Here is a 23,307-nt window from a genome sequence, read left to right as displayed (position 1 = left end):
ATGCGATTTTAATATAAAATTAAATGTGCTTTTTGTGAGCCATGAACGCCAAAAACGGTTATAAGCTCTATATCAGCTGTCCTAGATGGCCCAGCGATAAATAAAATATTACTTGGTAATTTGCCGTTTTGATCGACTTTTAGGGCGTTTAGAGCGCTTACTAGTGAGTTTTTGACTCTATCTTTTTTAAGTAAAACTATACAAAGATTTGGCGCTAGGCTTAGCATTCTAGGTTGAGCTTGGCTAGATTTTAGCAATGCTACACCATGAGAGCTGACGCCATATTCGGCATGAACTATAGAGAACTCACTATGAAATACATCGCTTCTTAGCTCTTCTATAGGCTTATCGAAACAGATTTTTTGATCAGCTTTAATCTTATCTAAATTTAAATTCAACCCACTTCCATAGATCATTTTTTTGTATCCATAGCTAGCTACAATCTCATTTATCGTATCTTCTAGAGCTGATGGCTCACACTCATGGACGATATATTTGTTATCGCTCATTTTTTGCTTCATTTCAGCAAGAGCATTATCAGTAGTTTGGATATGCTCTACTGGATCTATGCTAGGAGTGGATTCATGGCCTGTGATTTTATGGCTATCTTTTAAGCGAGAAAGAATTAAATTTTTTGATTTAGCTGAAATTTCATCTATTCTATTCATAGCGAACTCCTTCCATATTTTCAAGCTCTTTATATAGATCTTTTTTAATCTGTGGCAGCTCTTTATATTTGCTCCAGCTTTTTATAACCGGGATTGAGTTTTGGAACTTATGTAAAACTGAGTTAAATAGATGAGTTTTACTAAGGCTAAATCTCCATAAAGCACCATTTGTAGCGACCTTAGCAAACTGCTTCATCGCAAATGCTTCGGCTCTATTTTTATGGCTATTTTGCGTGCTAAGTGGTGGATTTTTGCCTTGGCCAACTTTATTTGCTCTTAGCTTTCTAATTAGATCAGCTAGTGGGATTCTAACAGGGCAAACCTCACTACATCTACCACAAAGCGAACAAAATGTAAGTATATCACCGGTTGCTTCCATACCAAAGATATTTGGGCTAATAACCTCGCCAATAGGCCCTGGATAGATAGTTTGATAGCTATGGCCGCCGATTTTGTCATATACAGGGCAGAAATTCATACACGCCCCACATCTAATACATCTAAGAGCCTCATAGTAGTCATGATGAGCTAGCATATCACTTCTGTGATGATCAAATAGTATCAAATGAACCTCTTTTGGCCCATCGAATTCATCATTTCTTGGAGCTGTGATTATGTTGTTATATGTAGGGATGAATTGTCCCGTGGCTGATGGTGTGAGTAGATGAACCATAGTAGCAGCATCTTCAAAGCTCTCCATAACCTTCTCAATCCCACAAAGTGCAACATGAATTTTAGGAGCGGTAGTACACATTCTACCATTTCCTTCATTTTCAATTAACCAAAATGCACCCTCTTTAGACATAGCGAAATTCACACCACTAAGCCCCATCTCTAAGCCTTCAAACTGATCTCTTAAATGTTTTCTAGCTATTTGATTTAGTTTTTCTGGTTCGCTTTCTAAATTTGAGCCTAATTTTTCTTGAAAAATTTTGCCTATTTCATTGCGATTTTTATGGATTGCTGGGACGACTATATGGACTGGTGCTTCATCATTTAATTGTATTATTAGCTCACCAAGGTCAGTCTCAACAGCATTTAATCCCTTATTAGCTAGATAGTGATTAAGGCCTATCTCTTCACTAGCCATAGATTTGCCTTTTAATATCTTTTTGATATTGTTTTGGCGCATTAATTCATATATTATCTCACAAGCATCAGTAGCTGAGCTAGCCCAATGGACTTTAATGCCATTTTTTGTGGCGTTTTTTTCGAATTCGATTAGTCTATCACTAAGAGACATTAGGGCATTATTTTTAGCTTTTTTAGCCTTATCTCTTAATCCTTGCCAATTATTAAATTTCGCATTTATCACATTTAGGCGGTTTTTTTGTAAGGTGTGCATAGCGACTGTGAGATTTTGTCTTAATTGAGTATCGCCAAGCTTGATTTTTACGATTTGTTCGTGTGGCATTTTTTTACTCATAGGGATACTCCTTCTAAGCGTTTAATCAAAAAATCATATAGATGAAGACATTTGATATCTACGCCATTTCGTTTCATTGTGCCTGAAATGTTTAATAAGCAACCACCATCGCCACTTATCAAGTAGCTAGCACCTGTATTTTTGATATCTTCTATTTTGGCTAGTGCCATTGCGTTTGAGATATCGCTCTCTTTGATTGAAAATGTCCCGCCAAATCCACAGCACTCCTCTTCATGTTCAAGCTCGATTAACTCTACATTTGATAGTTTGCGGATTAAATTTTTGCTAGATTCTACGCTTTTAGCTACTCTTAAAGCGTGGCAATTAGAGTGCCAAGCGACTTTGATTTTGTCGCCTTTATCTTGGTAATCTACTTTTAGAATTTCATCTAAGTATTGACTTAGATCATATACTCTAGCGGCGAATTTTTGAACCTTGTCAAATTCGCTACTTCCTTCAAAAAGCTCTAAATAATCATGCCCCATCATACCAGCGCAAGAGCCGCTAGGGACGATAATTGGGATATCTTCATCAAATAAATTTATATTATGCATAGCTACGGCTCTACTCTCATCAAAATATCCGCTATTAAAAGATGGTTGAGAGCAACAGGTTTGATTTTTTTTGAAAATCACCTCCACGCCCTGGCGGCGTAGAAGTTTAATAGCATTTAAAACGCTATCTTGCATAGCAGCACTACCAAGGCAAGTAGCGAAAAAATATACTTTTCTCATAGATGTTAACCCTTAAGTACGATATCTGGGATAATTCCTTGCATAAAGAATGCGATGATTAAAGTCCAAATACCAATTAAGATAATGAAAGCAACTGAGTATTTAAGTGTGAATTTAAATAGCTCACTCTCACGACCTACTAAACCAACAGCAGCGCACGCTATAGCGATACTTTGTGGGCTTATCATCTTACCTACGACACCACCAACTGAGTTAGCTGCCAAAAATAGTGCTTCACCAACACCAAGCTCTCTAGCGCTAACTTGTTGAAGTGGGCCAAATAGAAGATTTGAGCTTGTATCTGAACCTGTTAAGAATACGCCTATCCAGCCAATCACAGGGCTAAAGAAGGCAAAAGCATCGCCAGTTTGAGCAAAGGCAAGACCTAGAGTTGTACTCATAGCAGCGTTTTTAGCGATAAAGGCAAATGATACAACAAGACCGATTGTAATACAAGGAATCGCCATCTCTTTTAGTGTATCCCAGAAGCAATCTGCGGCGTCGTTGGCTTTGATTTTTAAAAACCAAATTGATAAGAAAGCAGCTAGTAATATAGCAGTACCAGCTTGAAGGCCTACAAAGCTGATATTTAAATTTAACCCAATAGCCTTACCAGTAGCATCAACTATGCTTGTGCCTACATTGTTAGCAGCTAGAGTTACAACTGTATAATCAAATATTCCACCTTTAGCAAATAGTGCTTTAAACCATGGTTGAGTCCATAGAATTATACAAGCGATTAATAGGATAAATGGTAGCCAAGCTTTGAATATTTGGCCGTTACTAAGTTCGGTTTTGCTTGTAAAGTCTGTTTGGTCATCAAGTCTAAATATATTAGATGGTTTCCAAATTTTCAAAAATGCAGTAGTACAAATAAGAGATACAACAGCAGAAACAATATCAGGAAGCTCGGCACCAAGGTAGTTTGAGCTGATAAATTGTGTAGCAGTAAAGCTAATTGCAGCTACTAAAATTGCTGGAAATGTCTCTTTAACACCTTTAAATCCATCCATTAAAAATACAATGAAAAATGGAACAGTAAGGCTAAGTGGAACTAGCATTCTACCAACCATCGCTGAGACTTCATATTGTTCTACACCAACTAAATTCGCCATCGCAATAATAGGAATACCCACAGCACCAAAGGCAACAGGAGCAGTATTAGCTATCAGACACAATCCAGCAGCATATAAAGGCTTAAGTCCAAGACCAACTAAAAGCGCAGCAGTGATAGCCACAGGGCCACCAAAACCGATAGCACCTTCTAAGAATGAGCCAAAACAAAATCCAATTAAGATAACTTGAATTCTGTGGTCTGGAGTGATGCTAATAACGCTTTGTTTGATAACTTCAAATGAGCCTGATTTGACTGAAAGTTTGTATAAGAATATCGCAGCGATGATAATCCAAGCGATCGGCCACATACCTTGAGCGAAGCCTTGAACGAAGCTAGCACCGATTAGAGAAAAAGGCATATCATATACAAATAACGCCAAAACAGAAGCCAAAATAACTGTTAAAAAAGCAGCCATATAGCCTTTTAGCTTAAAAACTAAAAGCGAAACCAAAAAACATAAAATTGGCAAAAACGCCACCAACGCACTTAGCCATATATTGCCAAGTGGATCATATACCTGTGTCCATTGCATATAGACTCCTATCGATAAAAATTTTTTGAAATTTCATTTTAGCGTAAATTATTATTAAATTTAAGATAAATTATAAAAATTGTTTAAAAAATCGTTTGGGTGTGTATAATCGTAACATTATAATTAATTTTATTTATAAATTTCAGTTTGATAGAGTATCTCTGCCCAGAGTAGGGCAGAGTAAATTTATAGAGCTTTGGATATAATTTTAGCAAGTTTAGAGCTAAATTCGCTTGGATTTTCTATGCTCATACCTTCGCTGATTTTAGCCATATTTAGGATTAGTATAGCAACATCGTTTATCATCAATTCGTTATTAGCTAATTTGGCGATGATTTCGTGATTTGGATTGATCTCTAAGATTGGCTTGATTTTTGGTGCTTCTTGACCCATTTGTTTTAATAGAGTTTGCATAGCGTAGTCTGGGTCATTTTTGTCATAGATTAGGCACGCTACGGAGTCGCTTAGGCGATTTGATATTTTGACATCTTTGACTTCATCTTTTAAGATCTCTTTTATTTTGCTTATTAGGGCGTTTGTCTCATCACTAGTTGAAATTTCACTGCTAGTTATCTCACTATCTATATCAGAGCTATTTATACTCTTAAATGGTATGGAGTCATACTCATTTACCATAGGCAAGACTATTGTATCTATCTCTTCATCACAGATTAGGACATTTATTCCTTTGGATTTAAACCCTTCTAAAAGTGGTGAGTTTCGTAGCATACTCTCATTTTGGCCGCTGATATAATATATCGATTTTTGATCTTCTTTCATTGCGGCTTTATACTCTTTTAGCGTGATTGGCTTGTCATTTAGAGTGGATTTAAATAGGCATAAATTTAAGATATTATCTTTATTAGCATTAAATCCATATAGGCCCTCTTTGATAACATTACCAAAAAGAGAGTAGAGCTTGGAGTATTTTTCTTTATCATTATTTAGTAGTTTTTCTAATTCGCTTAGGATTTTTTTGACGCTTTGGTCTTTGACTGCGGTTAGAATTTTATTCTCTTGTAAGATTTCACGGCTTACATTTAATGGGATATCTTCTACATCCATAACCCCACGCACAAATCTAAGATATGGTGGTAGAAGCTCTTTAGCATCATCAGTGATAAATACACGCTTAACATAGAGTTTTACACCACTTTGATAATCTACTCTAAATAGATCAAATGGTTGAGTTGATGGGATATAAAATAGGGTAGAATACTCTATTTTGCCCTCTGCTTTTGTATGGATATGTAGTAGTGGATCGCTACTATCGTGGCTTATTTGCTTATAAAAGTCATTGTAATCGCTATCTTTTAAAGTAGATTTACTCATTCTCCACAAAGCACTTGCTTTGTTGATTTGAGAGTTTTTGCTCTCATAATGACCCTCTTTGTTCTCATCTTGTGGAGCTACCCACTCATCTCTATCCATATAGATAGGATATGGAATGTGATTTGAGTATTTGGTGATGATATTTTCTATTCTAAAACTATCTGTGAACTCATCATCATTAAGGTATAGAGTAATCTGTGTGCCGTGGCTATCTAGTGTGGATTTTGAAATTTCATATCCATTTGTATCGCTACTCCATTTATATGCATCGCTACTTAGGGCTTTGCGACTGATAACTTCTATTTTGTTTGCCACCATAAATGCTGAGTAAAATCCAACCCCGAATTGACCTATTAATGAGCTATCTTTCTTCGCATCTCCGCTCATGGATTCTATAAAGCCTTTGGTTCCGCTTCTTGCGATGGTGCCTAGATTGTTGATTAGATCATCTTCATCCATGCCGATTCCATTATCTGTGATTATTAATGTTTTGGCCTCTTTATCTAGTTTGATATCAATTCTAGGGGTGTATTGAAGCGATTTATAATCATCATTAGTTAAGCATAGATAATTTAGCTTATCTAGTGCGTCGCTTGCGTTTGAGATTAACTCTCTTAAGAATATCTCTTTATTAGAGTAGAGTGAGTGGATCATTAAATTTAAAAGATCGCTTACTTGTGTTTGAAATTGATGTTTTTGCATATTTTCTCCTTTGTCTTGATATTATAACTAACTAAATTTAACCTAAATTACTCAAAAATCACAAATGGTAATGTTAGAGTATTTTTAATTATATTAAATGGTGTTTTTAATACATCAGTCACTACTTGTGTTTTAATAATTGGCTCATCAATTGTTCCGCTAATTTTTATAATTGTAGATATGCTTTTATCTTTGCCTAATAGTATGTGGTTGACTAATGGAATTTTATCAATGATTGAGCTAGCATCTTTTAATAATTTTAATTCCAAAGTTATATCAATGAGATTTGTGGCTAGATTTATCGTTCCATTGCCAATTATATCAGCGGTTGCACCTTCGATATCAATAGCATGAATTGTTAGATTATCATCGATTCGTCCAATCCTTATAATTCCATCTTTAACACTAAAGCCTTTATTATTAAAATCAGGTACCTTAAAAATAAGCAAGCTCGGAATAGAGTCTAAAAATGCTAGAAGTTGATTGTAAATTTTATAATCTTTTAGATATGTATCTTTTAATTCTAGGTCAGCTTTGAAATTTTTGCTATTTTTTCCCATAACTTTTAATCCAAAAACCCCTTCGCTAAATGTATTTAAATCTAAAATATCATTGACAGCTGTAGCTGATATACCATTTCCTTTTATCTTTAATATACCTTCACCTTCGGTAATAGATATATATCCTCCATCAAATTCCCCATCAAATTTAATAGTATCGCTAGTTTTATTTCCGCTAAAATGATCAAACGATACACTTTTATTAACATCGGCTATATTTAATATAGTATCATTGGCTATAAAGTTTAGATTTTTATCAAAATCACCTTTGGCAGCATTAGAATTTATAGTAATTTTGGCTGAATTTAAAAATATATTTACCTCATCATTAATTATGCTAGCCTCTACTATGCCACTATCGCTTTTTACATTAATAATATTGCTAACATTAATGGTAAAGTTATCATCGGTGTAATTTCCATCCTTTTTAGCTAGCATTGGAATATTAAATTTAGCATCATTAACTCTTGCATTGATATCTATAAAATTATTAGTTGTGATGTTAATTGCAGCTTTAGTGATATTTAAATCATTTATAAGCGTAGAGTAGGGCTTAAGCGGTTCTATGCTAGGTATATTTAGCGTAATTGGATTGGTAATATTTAGTTCATATCCTAAAGTTTTGGAGTTGATTTTTGGGGCTGTGCTAAATTCGAGTGTGATATTATCATCTAGATTTTTAATATCAAGTAGATTTGGAATAGCAATAGAGTTAAATTTAGTATCAAACCATGCTTGTTGTGTATTTGCATCAATAAAAGCACTAAAATTTGCATCAAAAATACTATTTTTTACATGGCTATTTTCTATGGTGAGTTTATCATTTTTTAAAATTATTTTAGCATGATTGGTATTAAATTTTGCCCCAGAGATATCAATATCGCCATCAAGTATAAACTCCCCATTGGCTTGTACAATTATATTGCTTAGGTCTATGATTAAGCGAAGCTTTGCGTTCATATTGCCACTATTTTGCGTGATTGGGATATTTATATTGTAGGCTTTTAGTATATTATTTATATCATTACTATATAATGTTTTAGTATAAATATCTAGTATTAAATTTGGTTTATTAATTAACTCATTTATGCTTAAATTTATTATAGCGCTAGAACCTTGATATTTTGGATCTTTTATATCAAATTTAAGTCCAGAATTCTCAAATATCACATCTACGCTACTAGCAGTGGCTGCTGGGAGATTTGGGTGAAATTTTACTACTGGCGATACTGCTGTAGCTTTACCATAGAGCTTTGAGATTAGCGGATCATTGGAGTTTAAATCAAATTTACCACGTAAAATCTCAACCCTATAATCTTTAGCTTTTATATACCCATAAATCCAGTTTTTAATCTCATTATCAAGCCCAGTAATATTAGCTAAAGCGTTCATAAACTGCTCAATAGTACTAGCACTCACATCGCTAAGTTCATAGGTTAAAATATCATTTTCTATGTTTAGTCCTAGATTTCCGCTAAGCTCATAGGAGTTAAATTTTCCACTAAATTTATGTCTATCATTATAGAAATTTAGCTCTAAATATCCATTAATTGTAGTGTTAAAATCTTTTAATTTAATCTCATTTACGGCAACATTTAGATTGTGATTTTGTCTAGCAAAATTTGCATTTATATATAAATCTTTATTATTTAGATTAAATTTATTATCAGCATAGATAAAGTATGATTTATACTCACCATTTGTAATATTTGTAAGTTCAATTGTCTCAAAAAGCATATCAATCCAGCTTAGATAATGTAAAAGTTCTAAGGATGGTTTAGTATTATTTTTTTCATTAGTCAATGGTAAAATATCGATATTTTTTACTCTTAGTGTAATTTTGTTATCTAATTTTATATATAATTGCGAAATTTTAAATTGGCTAAAATTTAAACTTTCTATCTGTATACCAATTTTTAACCATATAAAAAGGGCAACAAAAATGGAAATAAATAGCATTAAAAACAGAGCTAAAAAGCGGTTTTTGTTTATCATTTGTGAAATTGTACTCATATTTTTCCTATCGATTTTTGCTTCACTATCTCAAACGATGAATACCAGCAAGGCGGTATATTTACCAAAGGGAAGTGTAGGCGAAATTATATCTTATTTAGCTAAGCTAAATTTTAAGGTTGATGAATTTGATAAATATATTTTAGTTTTGATGGGATTTCCACAATCTGGATGGATTGAAATTGGGCAGACTAGCCTTAGCAAATTTGATTTTTTGTACAAGCTTACAACTGCTAAAGCTGCAATGAGAGATATTACACTCATTCCTGGTGAAACTACAGCATATTTTTTCTATGAAATTTCTAAAAATTTAGGGCTAAATTATAATGAATTAATGAAAAGCTACTTAGAAAATGCACCTATAAAAGAGGGGTTTTTAATCCCTGAGACATATAAAGTTCCAGTTGGAATTGGGGAGGCGCATTTAGTTTATTATCTAATTAACACATCTAAAAAACAGCATGAGAGCCTAAGTAGAAAGATTTTTGGCGAATGGGATGAGAGACGATGGTATGAGTTTATCACTGTAGCTTCTATAGTGCAAAAAGAGGCTGCTAACAAAGACGAGATGGCTTTAGTAGCTTCTGTTATATACAATAGATTAAAAATCGGTATGAAGTTACAAATGGATGGAACGCTAAATTATGATCTATATTCTCACGAGAAAATTACCCCACAAAGAATAGCTAAAGACAACACTAGGTATAACACATATAAATACGCAGGGCTACCACCAAATGCTGTTTGTAATGTTAGTTTTGATGCGATAAAAGCAGCAATTTTTCCTAAAAAGACAAACTATCTATATTTTGTAAGGGATAAAAGCACAGGCGCTCATATATTTAGCTCTACTTATGAAGCGCATACAAAAGCAATTGATCGCTCTAATAAGGCTAAATAATGCCACTTTCAAAGCTAAATAAAGAGCAGTATAGAGCAGCCACAGCGTCTATGGGGTATAATCTCATCATAGCAAGTGCTGGAACAGGTAAAACAAGCACAATTGTAGCTAGGATAGCTCATCTTCTAAACTCAGGGATAAAGGCTAATAAAATTTTGTTATTAACATTTACCAATAAAGCCGCTAGTGAGATGATAGAGAGATTGGGGCGTTACTTTGATAGTGATATAGTATCTCAAATCACAGCCGGGACATTTCACTCTGTATCAAATTCACTTCTAAAATCCCTTGATAAAGGGGTGATTTTAAAGCAACCTAGCGAGTTAAAAACACTATTAAAGAGTATCACGGATAGAAGGCAATTTCATAGAATTAGCGATATTAAGGGATATAGCGGGGCGTATTTGTATGATATATACTCTTTATTTTGTAATAGCTGTGTAGGTGGTGAGAGCTTTGTAGATTGGTTTAGTGTTAATTATCCAGATCAGGTGGAATTTGCTGAAATTTATGATGATATTTTGCGTGAGTTTGAAGAGACTAAGAGCAATTTTAACTATGCTGATTTCAATGATCTATTAATCAAGATGAGAAATGAGCTTAAAAAGGGTGCTAGAATTTATTTTGATGAAATTTTGGTTGATGAGTATCAAGATACAAATTCACTTCAAGGCTCACTCATAGATGCTTTTAATACCAAAAGTCTATTTTGCGTAGGGGATTTTGACCAGAGTATTTATGCCTTTAATGGGGCAAATATAGGGATAATTGGTAGCTTTAAAGATAGATATTTGGATGCTAATATATTTTCATTAAATACAAATTACCGCTCAAGTGCTAAAATCCTAGCCTTGGCAAATAAAGTCATAGCTAATAATCCTAGATTATATCCAAAATCGCTTGAAGTAAGCCGTGAGGGGGAGTTTAAATCGCCTATTTTGCTTGTTTATGATGAGCTTTTTATCCAGTATAACGCAGTAGCAGAGTTAATCTCAAATAGCAGATATAATAAAAATGATATCGCTATAATCTTTCGTAATAACTCAAGTGCTGATGGACTAGAGATAGCCTTAAAAGAGTATGGTATAAGCTGTAAAAGAAAAGGTGGAGTGAGCTTTTTTGAGTCTCGTGAGATTAAGGCACTTATAGATTTGATATCGATTTTGGTAAATCCTAAAGATATTATGTCATTTATACATATTTTAGAGTATGCTAAAGGAGTTGGCAACGCTCACGCTAAGGAGATTTTTGAAATTTTAATCTCATCTGGAGATGGTAGCATCATAAAAGGTCTTATAAATCCAGATAAAAATAGTGCTAAATTAGCCCCCAAAAGGCATAATCATCAGCTTGGCTTATTTGATGATTTTAGTGAATTTATGCCATCAAATAGATTTTGTGAGCTTGGATTTGATGATGAGTTTATGAAATCTCCTGTTTTAAACTACTCAAATTTAAATCAAAATGGTGCGATATTTTTGTATGAGCTTAGGAATTTGATACTGAATTTAGATAAAAATAGCTCACCATATCAAATTATAGATAAGGTGATAAAATCTCAAATTTATAATATTATAGTTGATATCTTAGCAACCAAAAGAGCAACCCTAAAAAATGGCAATATAGATAACGAGCTTAAAAGCAGCGTAATAGAGCGGATAATATCTAAGGCTAAGGTGCTTTTAGAAATTAGTAAAAGACACAATAATATTGATAATTTTTACAACTTTTTAACCCTTGGCAAAAGCGAAATGAGCGAGGGTGAAGGGGTGAATTTGCTCACAATCCATGCTAGTAAGGGGCTTGAGTTTAGCCTTGTTTTTGTAGTGGATCTAGCTCAAGGTAGATTTCCAAATTCAAGATTAATGAGTGATATAGAAGAAGAAAGAAGGCTATTTTATGTCGCTGTCACAAGGGCAAAGGATGAATTGGTGCTAAGCTATGCCAAATATGACAAGATAAGAAAAGTCGAGTATCAGCCAAGCTGTTTTTTAGCTGAAGCTGGTATGGTGAAGCCTATAATTTAAATTTTAAATTTTTCTTAAAATAAATTTCTACTATTAATATTATAAGAGAAATTATAGAAATTTTGCTTATAATCAAGCTAAATTTTAATTAAAGGATAAAAATGATTGACAATACTATAAATGACACTAGTCGTATCAAAGACGCTAGATATCTATCTAAGGTTATCAAAGCAGATGAAGCAGCGGCTCTCATTCCGCATAAGGCTCAAATCGGATTTAGTGGATTTGTCGGCGCTGGAAGCCCTTTATATATCCCAATTGCAATTGCCAATAGAGCTCAAAAATTACATGAAGCTGGTCAAGAATATAAGATTAGTATATATTCTGGTGCTAGTACTGATGTGGATTTAGATGGTATTTTGGCTAAGGCTAATTGTGTTGAGTTTAGAACTCCATTTAATACAGACCCAAATATGAGAGGCCGTATTAATGCTGGTGAAACTAGATATTTAGATGTCCATCTCTCATCTCTTGCGTGGCAAGTAGAGTGTGGGTATTTTGGTGATATGGATTTTGCTGTGATTGAAATTTCAGGTATCACAGAAGATGGCAAATTAATCCCTACCACCTCAGTAGGCAATAACCAAGCTTGGTTAAATGCTGCTAAAAAGGTGATTTTGGAGTTAAATATCCATCAACCAAAAGAGCTAGAGGGATTTCATGATATATATGTCCAAGCCAAACCGCCATTTCGTGAACCAATTCCACTTAAAACTGCTAGAGATCGCATAGGAACTCCATATATGAGCGTGGATTTTGATAAGGTTGTAGGTGTGGTATTAAGCTCTACTGAAGATAGGCTAAATAGATTTACTCCACTTGATGAGGTTTCAATAGCCATTGGTGATAATGTGGCTAAATTTTTCGCTGCCGAAGAGGCCGCTGGTAGATTACCAAAGGGTAAATTACTACCACTTCAAAGTGGTATCGGTAATGTAGCTAACGCTGTTTTAGCCGCTCTTAGCAAGGCTGGATATAAAGGACTTGAGTGCTACTCAGAAGTTATCCAAGATGGTATGCTAGACCTTGTTAAAGATGGCACCGTTGATCTAGCTTCAGCTTCAGCTCTCTCACTTAGTCCAACTGCTGTGGAGGAATTTAGAAAAAATGTTGATTTCTATAAAGAGCATATAATTCTTCGCCCACAAGAGATATCAAATAGCCCAGAATTAGTAAGACGCCTTGGGGTTGTAGCTATGAATGGTATGTTAGAAGCCGATATCTATGGCAATATAAACTCAACTAATGTTATGGGTACGCAGATGATGAATGGAATCGGCGGTAGCGGGGATTTTGCTAGAAATGGCTATCTATCTTTGTTTTTAACCCCTTCAGTAGCAAAGGGTGGGGCGATATCAGCTATTGTGCCTTTTGTGAGCCATATTGATCACACTGAACATGATACTATGGTGGTAGTAACCGAGTATGGATATGCTGATTTAAGAGGTTGTAGCCCAAGAGAAAGAGCGCAAAAAATGATAGCTATCGCTCATCCAGATTATAGAGATATGCTACAAGACTACTTCGATAGAGCGTGCGCTCAGCCAAAACCAGGCCACACACCACATATATTAAGCGAAGCTCTAAGTTGGCATGATAGATTCAACAAAACAGGTAGTATGAAAAAATAACCTTATAAAGCTTAGCTTTGGAATAATATTTTTGAACTTATCTAGAATGTAAAATTACTATAAATATAGATAATTTTATAAAGATAAGTTCAAATTTATACTAAATTTTCTTAAAAATTAATAAAAAATAGTTATCAATCAAATAATAAAAGTTTTAAATTTATACATTTATAAATTGGCTACAATGTTTTATAACTTACATACGATTGTAAAATAGAATTAAAATGTATGGTTATTTTGTAATTATACAGTTTTTGACGCTACGTTTGCCTTTATATAGGCGTTTATCAGCTTGGTCAGTGAGCTTGTCTGGGTCAGTTCCACTATCAGAAATCCCAAATGTCACAGTAAAGTGAATTGAGCGATCGGTAGAGACTTTAACTGGTGCTTTATTTATGATAAATCTGATATTTTGAATTTGAGTAATAAAGTTTGCTCTACTAGTATTTGTAGCTACAATGACAAATTCCTCGCCACCCCAGCGACACACGATATCAGATCTATTAGCGTTATCTGTGAATATTTGAGCTAAAGTTTTTAGAACCTCATCGCCGATGTTATGACCAAATTTATCATTTATACTTTTAAAATTATCAATATCACACATAGCAATTGTAATTGTTTTATTATTTTTTTTAGTTAAAATAGAGTGTAAGGCTCGTTTATTAATTAGACCAGTTAGATGATCTGTTTGTGAAGCAGTTCGTAATTCATTTTTGTGCTTGTGAAGTTCTTTGATATTTATCTGATTTACAGTATTGTAAATTTTAAAAATTATCATAAACAAAAACAATAAAAAAGTAAGATTACTAAGATAAAATATTTGTGAAAAGTCGCCTGGCTCTTTTGGAAAATATACATTTGAGATCATATAGACAACTATAAAACCAATAAAATCAAATCCAGCTAATAGATAGTTTATGATACGTTTTCTAAAAATATTTAGATATGTAGTCGAAGCAATTGCAATAATAATAAGGTAAAATCCATAATCCCATCCAAGTATAATAGTAGCAAGCATCGATGAGATTACTATATGAAGATGTGCTAAGAAAAATGCTCTATCATAATTATTATCATCTATAGCCTTAAGTGAGATAAAATAGATAAAAATTCCAAGAAATGATATAACTGATAGTTCACTCATACCAATTAGATAAAATACTATAGAATATATAAGTGTTACAACTAAAAATAGAGTTATTATAAATTTAAAATTAAAGGTTAGGTTATCTTTGATTAGGTTCATATTTTTCCGATACAACTTGGTTTTTGCCTTGATTTTTACCACGATAGAGTAGGTTATCAGCTATGCTAATTGCTTGGTTTATCTCTATTGGGTCTTCTATATATAGTAGTCCAAATGTTGCGCTGATAGGAACTTTATCAGGGTTAGCGCTATGGATAGCGATTCTGGCTGATTCTGCGATTTGGATACACTTTTTGAAGTTTTGTGCTGGAATAATAGCTAAAAACTCCTCACCACCCCAGCGGCAAATTTTACCAAATTTAGATATTTTAATATTTAAAATCTCAGCAACTTTTGATAAAACAATATCTCCAAAGATATGTCCATAAGTATCATTTACATTTTTAAAGTTGTCTATATCACATAAAATGATAGCTAAAGAACGAATTTGATGATTTGAGAGCATTTTAAAATGCTTAGAGATAATTTCATTCATTGGTGCTCTATTATAAAGACCAGTTAGATAGTCAATCTCAGCAATGTTTTTATAGCTGATATTTTGCTTTTGTGTAGCAATTATATCAAGAGTCGAGATGGTGTTAGTGTTATCTTGTAATACAAAAAATTTCACCGCAATCATACAAAAACAAAAGATAAAACTAATATGTTTAATAGTCTCAGAGCCATAGTTTACATCAAGTCCGCTAAAGGTAAAATATAAAATAATAAATAGCGTAAGCTGTAATAGTGGAAGCGTAATTTTTAAGATTAAATTCTTAAGAGGCGAGGCGTAGTTAATAGCTATAAGTTCAAGTAAAAATAGCTCAAATCCATAACCCCACCCTAAAACCAAAATAGATGATACCATGATATACGTAGCACTAAGCTGTATCCATAATTTTATAATTTTTTCAAATTTAGGTTCGTTAAAATCTATATAAAGCGCCATTGATACAAAGAAGCATATGGCAAAATTTATAAATAAAAAAAATATTCCTGAGTATGCAAACATTGAGCCATATACGGCTAAGATGATAATGTATAATAATAGTAGCTTATGATAGATCTTAGGATATGATCTTAGCTCTTTGGCAATGACACTCATAGCAGGGTAGATTTAAATCCAAATTTATTAGCAGCGACTCGTAAATCATCAATAGTATCTATGCCGATGCTTTGGCTATTTATCTCTAGCATTGCAATTTTTTTAGCACTTGAGATAGCACGAAGCTGTTCGAGCTTTTCTATGTTTTCTAGGTCTTTAGTTGTAAGTGCGCAAAACTGTGCTAATGTGCTAACGCTATAACCATAGATTCCGATATGCGCTTTATACAGATCACAGCGACTTCTTGGATATGGAATTAATGAGCGTGAAAAGTATATAGCATAATCATTTATATCTGTGATTACCTTGACTAAATTTGGATTTTGAGCCTCTTCTGAGCTAGCAAATTTTAAGCAACTCGTCATAAATGCACCATCATTTATTCTTTGAGAGGTAAAATCTTTAAATTTGCTTAGATTTTTCTCCTCAAAGAATGGCTCATCTGCTTGTAAATTTATTACAATCTCATCATCTTTTAGTCCAAGCTTTTTGACCGCTTCATTAATTCTATCAGTGCCACTATCATGAGCTTTACTAGTCATTATCGCTTTTATTCCAAATTTTTGTGCAATTTGCAGGATATCTTCATTATCACAAGCGACAACAACATCATCGCATTTACTAGCTAATTGGGCGGTTTTTACAAACATAGGAACCCCGCCGATATCAGCAAGGATCTTATTGACAAATCTAGTAGAGGCTAGTCGTGCAGGTATTACTATCATTGTTTTATCCACTCTATAATATTTGATTTTATCTGATTTTTTTTGACTATATCAGTATGAATAGCCTCTTCTTTAAATAGTTTGATTATACTTTTTGGAAGCTTTACATGATATTTGCTAGCTAGTAATTGCATATCAGCAAGTTCATCAGTGCTGGTTCTATTTTTTAGCGCTTTGATCATACTTGGAGTAAATTTAACCCATTGAGCAGTTGAAGTTATCACGGTTATATTTTCATCATTAACTAAATTTAGACAAGTCGCAGTATGCGGGTCAATTAATATACCTGATTTTGCCATTTTAGAGATATTTTCTATACACTCATCATCAGTGCAAAATGCCGCATCAAAGTCAGCTTTTAGTGCATTTAACTCATCGTTTGTTAGTTCGTATTTTTTATTTGTTGCTAGGCTATCCATCAGCTCTTTGGTTCTAACTGCACCAAATTTATCAAATAACAATCTCTCAACATTTGAACTAACTAAAATATCCATTGCTGGGCTGATTGTTGAAATTAACTCTTTATTATTTAAATCATAAATACCAGTAGTAAAAAGTTGAGTTAAGATATTATTTTGATTTGAAGCAATTTTTATTCTGCCAATATTTGCACCCATTTTTTTAGCATAGTAAGCGCCAAGTGCATTGCCAAAATTACCACTTGGAACAATTATATCAATTGGTTCTTTATTATTGTTTATACTTATGCAGACATAGATATGGTAGATAATTTGAAATAAAATTCTGCCAAAATTGACCGAATTTGCAGCACTAAGATTGTAGCCCAATTCAGCTAAAACTGCTTTAAATTCATTATCATTTAATAATTCTTTAAGTGCTTGCTGAGCATCATCAAAGTTGCCCTCAATTCCGATTACTTTTAAATTTGGTGCTTTTTGATTTACCATTTGAAGTCTTTGAACCTCGCTGGTACCATTCTTTGGATATAGGCAGACAACTTTTATATCTTTGGCATTTTCAAATGAGCTTAGTGTAGATGGGCCAGTATCGCCGCTAGTAGCACACATTATTAGCTGTTTTTGACCATGAGAAATAGAACTTAAAAGCTCTCCAAAAGGCTGAAGTGCCATATCTTTAAAGGCTCTAGTTGGCCCATGCCAAAGCTCGTTAATATATAGATCTTTATGAACTCTTTTAATCTCAACAGCGCTTTTATCAAACTTCTCATATCTACTAAGTGCTTTTTTGAATTTATTCAAACTAATATTAAAGTTAAATTTTTTAATAATCTCCAGCGCAAAATCTTCATAATTTAATCTAGCTAATTTTTTAAACTCTTTTTTACTAATTAGTGGTAAATTTATTGGTGCATATAATCCGCCATATTTGGCTGCTGGATTTAACAATGCAGTATCTAAATTTACTGATTCGTTTAATTCATCGGCGTTTTGAAGTCTAGTGCCTACTAGCATTGGGGCAGTTAGTGTTTGGAGGGTTTCTAGGTGTTTTGAATTTATCTCGCTTAACTTTTCAATGGAGAGATATTCGCATATTTTTGGGTCTAATTCACCTAAAATAGCCTTGATTTTTTTAAATTTACCGACAACAACTAGCATTGCTTGATTAGCAGCTAGTTCTTTATTTGCCCACGATTTTGCATTTATTGGGTTTAGATTGTGAATTTGGCTTACACATTTATGATTTGCTAGCTCCTTGGCTAAATTTGTTACTTCGAATTGATTTAAAATTATGCTTAAAAGTTTCATTTGATTATACTCCCTATACCTTCATCTGTGAAAATTTCTAATAATAATGAGTGTGGAATTTTGCCATCTATTATGTGGGCTGCACCTACGCCATTTTGAATACACTCTAAGCAAGCATCAACTTTTGGAATCATTCCACCGCTGATTGTACCATCTTTTTTAAGTGTTTCAATGCTATCTTTATCTAGTTTGCCGATTAAATTTGATTCTTTATCTAACACGCCTCTAATATCGCTTAAAAATATAACCTTACTAGCTTTTAATTTACTAGCTATCGCACTAGCACACAAATCAGCGTTGATATTGTATGATTCGTAATTTTCACCAATAGCAATTGGCGCAATAACTGGTATCAACCCATCATCTAAAAGAGAGTTAATAAGCCTATCATCTACACTAGTGATGTCACCTACAAAGCCGTATTTGCCATTATCCATTACCTTGGCTCTTAGCATATTATCGTCTTTGCCGCTAACGCCTATGGCTCTTGCGCCATGTTTATTTAGCATACTAGTAATCTCTTTATTTACTAGGCCGCTAAGTGCCATCTCTACAACTTCCATAGTGTTTGCATCTGTAACCCTAAGCCCATCAATAAATTCGCTCTTAATATCAAGCCGATCTAAAAATGAGTTAATAGTTTTGCCACCACCATGAACCAAAACAACCTTAATACCAACAATCTGTAAAAGTACAATATCCCTAGCGAAGTTATTTTTTAACTTCTCATCTATTTGAGCTGCTCCGCCATATTTGATAACAAAAATTTTATCTCTAAATTTTTGGATATATGGCAAAGCACTAAGGATGACTTCAGCCGTTCTACTGCTTTTTAACATATCTTTCCTTCTTGATTTGTTTGATATATTTTATCTGAATTTTGGTAGCTTTTGATAAATAATTTGATTTTATTTGCAAAATTTGGAGAAATCGTTGTTTTTAAGTCTAAAATTGAAACACTTAATCCAAAATCTTTGATTTTTACATAGTCTTTTTGTGTTACTAAAAGGGAGTTAGCATTATAGTTTTTAAGTATGCTTTCACACTCAAATTTATTAAATTTATGATGATCAGCAAAAAATTCATGCCCTATACATTTATCAAATATGAACTCCAATCTTGAAGGGTTAGCAATAGCAGTCATTAAAACCATTTTTGGCTGCGGATTTATGATAGTCGTTTTTTTGATTATATCGCTACTGCTTGGGATGAAATCAGCTAGACCATAAAAGCTACTTGGATAGCGATAAACTCCGCTTGGGATGGTGAAATTTAGTCGCGGGGTTTTGGCTGGACGTAGTAAAATATTAAATTTAAAAATATTAGCCTTTCCAAATCCATCATCTAAAATCACAAGCTTAGCGCCTAGATTTATAGCTTTATTTATAGCTATTTTGCGATCGTTTGAGACTATTATATTGGCATTTTTTAAATTTGTAGCATATTCCATTGCCTCATCGCCACTAGTTGCTACATCACATTTTATATCACCATTTAGTGCTACAATTTGCATACCTTTTGACTCTCTTTTATAGCCTCTTAGGATTATAAAGGTTTTAAATTCGTGATTAAACTCATTAAAAATTGCTTTAGTTAATGGAGTTTTTCCGCTTCCGCCTAGGACTAGATTACCAATACTAATTATTGGGATTGGAAATTTTTGCACCTTAGATAGTTTGAATTTAATCCAAACTATACAATAATAAATTGCTGATAGCGGTAAAAGTAGGGCGCTAACAATAATATCAAAAACGCTTGGCTGGTAAAAATATCTCTCTAGCCAAGCGTGAAATTTGCGTTTAAACACGACTTTGTGCTACTGATTTGACTGCATTGCAGATATAAAGCGCTTCTTCATCACTAAGTGCGGCATATATTGGTAGTGATAAAATTTGTTGATAGGTTTTAAGCGCTTTAGGAAAGTCATTTACCCGTAGGTGGTATTTGTTTTTATAGTAGCTTAGTAGGTGCATTGGGCGGTAGTGCAAGCTAGTGCTAATTCCCATCTCCTTTAGTTCTCTAGCAAAACTATCACGATTTTTATCGATTTTAATAATATATTGGTTATATATGTGATCTCGCTTAGCTAGTGGCGTAGTGATATGTGGGCAATTTTTTAACTCTTCATTATATATTGCTGCAATTGCCTTGCGGCGTGCGATAAACATTCCAAGTTTTTCAAACTGAGCAATTCCATATGCGGCACAGAGTGAATTTAGATCATATTTTTGCCCAATATCAATTACATCATACATATAGCCTAAATTTCCATCTTTATCGAAGCTATCGTTGATTATAGCATGGTTGCGAATTAGTCTAGCACGACTAGCCATCTCATCATCATTTGTAATTATAATACCAGTTGTTGCTACTGCGTGTTGGACTTGGGGATTGATCTGAAAACAAGACATATATGATCTCATATTGCCTATTAATTTGCCTTTATATGTAGCGCCCATTGCTCTACTAGCATCATCAATAATCTTTATATCATACTCATTAGCAAGGGCGTATATAGCGTCCATATCAGCACTCTGACCAGCTACATGGGTTATAAATGCGGCTTTTAATTTTTTGTGTTTTTGAGTTTTTAGGATTTTTTCTAGCTCATTTGGGTCTATATTAAAATCATCTTCATTTATATCGACAAAAATCGGCTCAGCGTCAAAATGCCTAATGACTTGAGCTATACTAGGAAAGGCATTAACAGAGCAGATAATCTTATCTCCACGCTTTAAATCCATAGCACATAAGCTTAGGTGTATAGCGGCGGTGCCGTTATTTGTGGTGATAGCGTGTTTGGCACCGAAGAAATCTTTTATATTATTTTCTAAATTCTCAACCATATAGTTTGCATTTTTTTCTAAGGTCTCTTTGATAAGTTCATGCTCTCTATCAGTGATTAAGGGGCGAAAAAAAGGTATATCTCTCATCAAATCTCCTAATTTTATATATTTGGTGTTGCTGGTAGTTTTTGCTTGAAGCTATTTTTGGTGATTCTAGCAGTTATTTTATTTTTAAAGTCGCTATCAAATTTAGATAAATCTTCGCCATTTTCTATAGCTTTTAGCAGTTTATCAATCTCTTTATAGCTATATCCGATATCATTTTCATCGCTTTGATTTTGCCATAGATCGGCACTTGGAGCTTTGGCTATGATTTTGTGATTAACACCAAGGTAGCTCGCAAATTCAAAGAGATCGCTTTTATAGATATTTGCTAGTGGATTTAGTGCGCACGCCATATCGCCATAAATCGTACCATATCCTAGCATTTTCTCGCTTTTATTTGTTGTACCAGCAACAAGTGCATTAAGCAAACTAGAGTGATCGTAGAGTAAAATCATGCGGATTCTAGCAGCAATATTTCCAACTCTTAGCTTATCATTTGTATTGCTAAAAGGTAAAAAACTAGCCAAAATATCACTAATATCAATAATTTGGTAATCCAAATTTAGCTTACTAGATAGCTCTAAAGCATCGTTTAAATTTGCTTTATTTGAGCTAGAAGTTGGCATTATGAGTGCTTTTGTAGGAGCGACTTTGGTACAAAGTGTAGCCACAACCGCAGAGTCTAAGCCGCCACTTAGTCCAAGGACAAAACCCTTAGCACCAGAGCTTTTTAGGTAAGAATCAAGAAAATTTAGAAGGTTATTTTCTAATAATTTAAAATTTTCCACTAATATCATCCATTAAAAATAATACAAAATTATATCTAGATTATGGTAAAATCTATCTTAGAATATTAGAAAAAAAACTTAAAAAAGGTAGTAAAAATGCAGATTATTTCAAGAGCTTTTGGGATTTATGGAACCAATTGTTATGTAGTAGTTTTAAGTGATGGAGAGATTATAATCGATCCAGGCGATGGTGCGCTAGAGTGGATTGAGCGTGTGTGCAAAAATCCATTAGCGGTATTTTGTACGCATGGACATTTTGACCATGTTTATGATTGTGATGCTATTAAAGCAAAATTTGGTGTGGATATTTATATACCTAAAGATGATGCATTTTTGTGTCAAAATGACCCATTTGGACTTTTGCAGGCTAAATTTAACCCTGATATTTTAGTAAGCGATGGAGAAGAGTTTGATTTTAGTGGAGTTAAATTTGCCTTTTGCCATTTCCCAGGGCATACTCCAGGATGTAGTGTAATAACGGCTGGTGATGTGATGTTTAGCGGAGATTTTATATTTAAAAATTCAATTGGTCGGTATGATTTTCCTTTTAGTGATGGTAAATTAATGAGGCAGAGTCTAAAACGTGCTGTAGAGTTAAAAAATTATAAAATTTACCCAGGACATGGTGAACCAACAAGCTTAGATGCTGAGAGAAATTCGCTAATTAGATGGGCGCAGGCAATTTAGCCTTTTGCGCCTATATAAGATGGATTAAATTTATTAACAAATCAAGATTTGTTAATACTAGCCTTATTGTTGCGATTCATCGCTTGTCATTTTACGTTGCTGAAGTCTAAATATATGCTCTTCTAGTACAACTATCTGATAAGTGCCTTCAAAGATTTTAATCTCTTTGATTGTGCCTATGACCTTAACCTCACGCTTTTTAGACTCTTCGTAGTAGGCGTGCGCCTCAAATTCTACCATATCGCCAACTTTGGCTGGTGCGTATAGATTTACTTTTGCGCCTATAGTTACAGAGTGGAGCGTATTTATAGCTACATGCGCAGCCCACTCAGCCGCACCAAATATAAATCCACCATGAACTAGCTTTTCATCATCAAAAACCATTTCATTGCTAGTCATTAGCGTAGTTTTAGCATAGTTTGGTTTCATATCTACTATTCCGCCGCATAAAGTGGAGTTTATAGTAGCTGGTATATTTAAAAGCCCTTGAAAAATCTCAGCACTATCAATTAATCCAATATCTTGCAAACTCTCATCATACTCATTCATAAT

Annotated in this window: 19 protein-coding genes; 4 read left to right on the top strand and 15 right to left on the bottom strand. The window is 33.6% G+C overall.

Going from position 1 to position 23,307, the window contains the following annotated elements; genetic code table 11:
* Positions 1 to 8: 8 nt before the first annotated feature.
* The 6 genes from CIGN_RS04445 to CIGN_RS04420 form a co-directional block, all read right to left on the bottom strand.
* Entirely contained in the window at positions 9 to 668 is a 660-nt protein-coding gene (locus CIGN_RS04445; RefSeq protein WP_086233235.1) for a LutC/YkgG family protein, read from the bottom strand.
* On the bottom strand, positions 661 to 2,094 hold the full coding sequence (locus CIGN_RS04440) for a LutB/LldF family L-lactate oxidation iron-sulfur protein (protein WP_086300546.1): 1,434 nt from the start codon (positions 2,092 to 2,094) through the stop codon (positions 661 to 663). The genes CIGN_RS04445 and CIGN_RS04440 overlap by 8 nt, the downstream gene beginning before the upstream one ends.
* A complete protein-coding gene (locus tag CIGN_RS04435; protein ID WP_086224419.1) occupies positions 2,091 to 2,828 on the bottom strand; it encodes a (Fe-S)-binding protein in 738 nt (245 codons plus the stop codon). The genes CIGN_RS04440 and CIGN_RS04435 overlap by 4 nt, the downstream gene beginning before the upstream one ends.
* A 5-nt stretch (positions 2,829 to 2,833) precedes the next feature.
* Positions 2,834 to 4,477 (bottom strand): lactate permease LctP family transporter, encoded by a 1,644-nt coding sequence (locus tag CIGN_RS04430; RefSeq protein ID WP_434780849.1) that lies wholly within the window; start codon positions 4,475 to 4,477, stop codon positions 2,834 to 2,836.
* A 186-nt stretch (positions 4,478 to 4,663) separates the two neighbouring features.
* Positions 4,664 to 6,511, bottom strand: coding sequence for a molecular chaperone HtpG (gene htpG / locus CIGN_RS04425; protein WP_086302394.1), 1,848 nt, complete (start codon positions 6,509 to 6,511; stop codon positions 4,664 to 4,666).
* 47 nt (positions 6,512 to 6,558) lie between these two features.
* Positions 6,559 to 9,084 (bottom strand): YhdP family protein, encoded by a 2,526-nt coding sequence (locus CIGN_RS04420; protein WP_086302392.1) that lies wholly within the window; start codon positions 9,082 to 9,084, stop codon positions 6,559 to 6,561.
* On the opposite strand from CIGN_RS04420, the gene mltG reads away from it, so the two are divergent.
* The 3 genes from mltG to scpC all read left to right on the top strand — a co-directional run bounded on the left by mltG (position 8,972) and on the right by scpC (position 13,643).
* A complete protein-coding gene (mltG, locus tag CIGN_RS04415; RefSeq protein ID WP_434780855.1) occupies positions 8,972 to 9,985 on the top strand; it encodes an endolytic transglycosylase MltG in 1,014 nt (337 codons plus the stop codon). The genes CIGN_RS04420 and mltG overlap by 113 nt on opposite strands.
* On the top strand, positions 9,985 to 12,012 hold the full coding sequence (locus tag CIGN_RS04410) for an ATP-dependent helicase (protein WP_086302390.1): 2,028 nt from the start codon (positions 9,985 to 9,987) through the stop codon (positions 12,010 to 12,012). Before mltG ends, CIGN_RS04410 begins: the two co-directional genes overlap by 1 nt.
* 101 nt (positions 12,013 to 12,113) lie before the next feature.
* A complete protein-coding gene (scpC, locus tag CIGN_RS04405; RefSeq protein WP_180379999.1) occupies positions 12,114 to 13,643 on the top strand; it encodes a succinyl-CoA:acetate CoA-transferase ScpC in 1,530 nt (509 codons plus the stop codon).
* A gap of 232 nt (positions 13,644 to 13,875) precedes the next feature.
* Here the strand turns inward: scpC and CIGN_RS04400 are convergent, their stop codons facing one another.
* The 8 genes from CIGN_RS04400 to CIGN_RS04365 form a co-directional block, all read right to left on the bottom strand.
* Positions 13,876 to 14,892, bottom strand: coding sequence for a GGDEF domain-containing protein (locus tag CIGN_RS04400; protein WP_086302388.1), 1,017 nt, complete (start codon positions 14,890 to 14,892; stop codon positions 13,876 to 13,878).
* Complete coding sequence (locus tag CIGN_RS04395; protein WP_179186947.1) at positions 14,873 to 15,781, bottom strand: GGDEF domain-containing protein; 909 nt, start codon at positions 15,779 to 15,781, stop codon at positions 14,873 to 14,875. The genes CIGN_RS04400 and CIGN_RS04395 overlap by 20 nt, the downstream gene beginning before the upstream one ends.
* 152 nt (positions 15,782 to 15,933) lie before the next feature.
* Entirely contained in the window at positions 15,934 to 16,662 is a 729-nt protein-coding gene (kdsB, locus tag CIGN_RS04390) for a 3-deoxy-manno-octulosonate cytidylyltransferase (RefSeq protein ID WP_086302386.1), read from the bottom strand.
* A complete protein-coding gene (gene thrC, locus CIGN_RS04385) occupies positions 16,659 to 18,095 on the bottom strand; it encodes a threonine synthase (protein ID WP_236844797.1) in 1,437 nt (478 codons plus the stop codon). Before thrC ends, kdsB begins: the two co-directional genes overlap by 4 nt.
* 290 nt (positions 18,096 to 18,385) lie before the next feature.
* Positions 18,386 to 19,228 (bottom strand): acetylglutamate kinase, encoded by an 843-nt coding sequence (argB, locus tag CIGN_RS04380; RefSeq protein WP_086234451.1) that lies wholly within the window; start codon positions 19,226 to 19,228, stop codon positions 18,386 to 18,388.
* Positions 19,222 to 20,196, bottom strand: a complete 975-nt coding sequence (locus CIGN_RS04375) for a tetraacyldisaccharide 4'-kinase (RefSeq protein WP_086302382.1) — start codon at positions 20,194 to 20,196, stop codon at positions 19,222 to 19,224. The genes argB and CIGN_RS04375 overlap by 7 nt, the downstream gene beginning before the upstream one ends.
* On the bottom strand, positions 20,189 to 21,322 hold the full coding sequence (locus tag CIGN_RS04370) for a DegT/DnrJ/EryC1/StrS family aminotransferase (protein ID WP_086302380.1): 1,134 nt from the start codon (positions 21,320 to 21,322) through the stop codon (positions 20,189 to 20,191). The genes CIGN_RS04375 and CIGN_RS04370 overlap by 8 nt, the downstream gene beginning before the upstream one ends.
* 14 nt (positions 21,323 to 21,336) lie before the next feature.
* On the bottom strand, positions 21,337 to 22,077 hold the full coding sequence (locus CIGN_RS04365; protein ID WP_181892525.1) for an NAD+ synthase: 741 nt from the start codon (positions 22,075 to 22,077) through the stop codon (positions 21,337 to 21,339).
* An 87-nt stretch (positions 22,078 to 22,164) separates the two neighbouring features.
* Here CIGN_RS04365 and CIGN_RS04360 point away from each other — a divergent pair, with 87 nt between their 5' ends.
* Positions 22,165 to 22,755: an MBL fold metallo-hydrolase gene (locus tag CIGN_RS04360; RefSeq protein ID WP_086224442.1), complete on the top strand. Its 591-nt coding sequence runs from the start codon at positions 22,165 to 22,167 to the stop codon at positions 22,753 to 22,755.
* 63 nt (positions 22,756 to 22,818) lie between these two features.
* Here the strand turns inward: CIGN_RS04360 and CIGN_RS04355 are convergent, their stop codons facing one another.
* Positions 22,819 to 23,304, bottom strand: a complete 486-nt coding sequence (locus CIGN_RS04355; RefSeq protein ID WP_086227078.1) for a PaaI family thioesterase — start codon at positions 23,302 to 23,304, stop codon at positions 22,819 to 22,821.
* Between the last annotated feature and the right edge of the window lie 3 nt (positions 23,305 to 23,307).

Source organism: Campylobacter devanensis, from assembly GCF_002139915.1.
Classification (GTDB): domain Bacteria; phylum Campylobacterota; class Campylobacteria; order Campylobacterales; family Campylobacteraceae; genus Campylobacter; species Campylobacter devanensis.
The sequence above is the reverse complement of the archived record's forward strand: the minus strand, read 5'-3'. Positions and strand labels throughout refer to the sequence as shown.